This is a genomic window from Nocardia asiatica NBRC 100129 (assembly GCF_000308415.1).
Taxonomy (GTDB): domain Bacteria; phylum Actinomycetota; class Actinomycetes; order Mycobacteriales; family Mycobacteriaceae; genus Nocardia; species Nocardia asiatica.
Map to the genome: position 1 here is coordinate 1 of NZ_BAFS01000052.1, position 2,391 is coordinate 2,391.

At 70.4% G+C, this 2,391-nt stretch carries 2 protein-coding genes and 1 pseudogene; all 3 read left to right on the plus strand.

What is annotated here, in order from left to right:
* Positions 1-844: hypothetical protein (locus tag ON27_RS05705; RefSeq protein WP_043720462.1), on the plus strand; the 844-nt coding region annotated here is incomplete at its 5' end.
* Positions 845-1,046: 202 nt separating this feature from the next.
* A complete protein-coding gene (locus ON27_RS05710; RefSeq protein WP_245559789.1) occupies positions 1,047-1,916 on the plus strand; it encodes a DUF8176 domain-containing protein in 870 nt (289 codons plus the stop codon).
* A gap of 89 nt (positions 1,917-2,005) precedes the next feature.
* Positions 2,006-2,391, plus strand: a pseudogene (locus ON27_RS05715) (aminotransferase-like domain-containing protein); the annotation flags it as partial.

The window sequence follows — 2,391 nt, forward strand, 5'->3', positions numbered from 1 at the left end:
GCCGAACAAGCCGGAATCCAAGCAGGATCCGCAGAAGCCGGAGAGCAAGCCGACGCCGCGCCAGCCCGGCGTCACCACCCCGGAGTCGGACCACGCCGCGCCCGACCAGAAGGACCCGAAGCTCGCCAAGCCGACCCAGCCGGGCGTGACCCCGCCGCGGGTCGCGCCGCTGCCGGTCCCCGGCCAGCAGAAGCCCAGCGATCCGCAGGCCGCGGTCGCGCCGGACCAGGCCGCGCCGCAGCCCGGGCAGCAGGCGGCGCCGCAGCCCGGCCAGCAGGCCACTCCGCAGCAGGGCGCCGACAGCGACAATGCCGAGGCGCGGCAGCCGGAGAGCTCCACGCTGGTGCAGCCGCAGGCACAGCCGCGCTGGCAGGCGCCGCGTCTGGAGGCCGCTCCGGCCGCTCCGGTCGTGGAGATGACCGGCCCGCACGCGGAGATCGGCGCGAACATCGACGGCGGTACCGTGCTGCCGGGCCACGTGGCCAACACGCACCACTTCAGCAACGAGGCGGGCTACGTCGGCACCATCGGCTACCGCACGCCGACCGGCGCCGGTGAAGCGGGCGTCTCGGTGGAGTTCGTCGACAAGAACACCGTCAAGCTCACCACCTACACCGGTGGCGAGGGCCTGGCCTCGAACAACACCACCGCGGTGTTCGACACCACGCAGCTGAACCAGGCCAAGGCCGCGGTGGAGGACTGGATCCGGGAGCAGCCGGGCGGCGCGGCCGCCCTGGAAGCCGCCGCACAGGTTAAGCTTCCGCTTCAGCCGGGCGACTTCGCTCCGCAGACCGCCGAAGTGGGTGGTGTCACCACCCAGTGGGGTGGTTCACTCCAGTACTGACACGTGCTGATTTCGACGGGTGGGGCGGTCGTTCGCGGCCGCCCCACTTGTGTGTCCTGGGAAAGGATTGGGTGTGACCTCCGAGGGTGATGCGAGGGAGAACGAATCCGACCAGTCCGGATCGGAGTTCGGTCCGTCGGTGGGGGAATTCGGGCCGCCGATTTCCGAATTCGGGCCGCCTGTCGCAGAATTCGGTCCACCGATGGGCGCGGCCGCCGGTCCGGGCTGGCAGGTGCCGCAGCAGTCGACCGACCACCCCGAACTCACCTGGCGTCCGGCAGGCGAGCCGGAGCCGGCACCTGCCTCACCGCCGCAGTATCGCGCGCCGGATTCGACGGTGTACACCGCACCACCCGCGCCTGCCCAGCCCGAGCCGCCCGCGGCGGAGGCTCCGCGCCCGCAGCCCGTGGACGGCGAACGGGACACGTGGTGGAACCGGCCGACCCAGGAAGGCGGCGTTCCGAAACCTCCGGCGCCCTCCGAGTCGGGCCTGTCCTGGGCCGAGGACCCCATCGCCATGCGGCTCGCGCTGCGTCTTCCCGAGACGCCCCCGCCCGCGCGGCGCAGCTCCTCGCGGCGCTGGGTCGTGCTGGGGACGCTCGCGGCAGTGGTGGCGCTGATCGCGCTGACGGTCACCATCATCGTGTCCAGCGGCAGCGAGGACGGCCAGGATGGCACGGCTGCCTCTTCCTCCGCCGGCGCCGTGGCGATGAGCTGCCCGGCGCGGAGCGAGGGCAACGTCACCTTCGGCAACGGTCCGGGTGATACGAGCAGTGGCGTGCGGGCGATTCTCGGCTTCGAGCACGCGTACTATTCCGAGCGCAGCGCTACCCGCGCGCACACGTTCGTGGCGCCGGGCGCGAACGTCGAGCCGCCCGCTGACCTGCAGAAAACCATCGACCAGCACATCCCGCAAGGCACGGCCTATTGCCTGCGGATCGCGGAGATGGCCCCCGATCGCTACAACGTCGAGATCACCGAGCGCCGTCCCGATGGCACCGAGGCGCAGTATTTCCCGGTGATCACGACGGTGAATCTGGATGGACGGACCCTGATCTACCTGATCGATTGAGCCCTTTTCTCAGAATGTGAGATTCGTATTTCATAGTCTGGATGCAAATATGCGACAGTGCACCTATCCCGCACTCCTCGGAGGTGTCCATGTCGCCGATCACTCCACCACTGGCCCGCCGCCTCGACGGTCTGCGGAGTTCGGCGATTCGCGACCTGCTGAAGCTGACCGCCCGCGGTGACGTCATCGGCCTCGCGGGCGGGCTGCCCGATGAGCAGCTCATGCCGCGCGACCGGATCGCGCTGGCAGCCGAGACGGCACTGACCGACCGCGCACGGCTGCAATACACCGAGTCGGCCGGGTGGGGGCCGCTGCGTGAAGTGCTGGCGGTGCGGGAGGCGGCCCAACTGGGGCGTCCGGTGCCGATCGACGAAGTGTTCGTCACGCACGGCTCGCAGCAGGCGCTGTCGCTGCTCGGCGAGGTGCTTCTGGACCCGGGTGCGCTGGTGGTGATCGAAGACCCGGCGTATGTCGG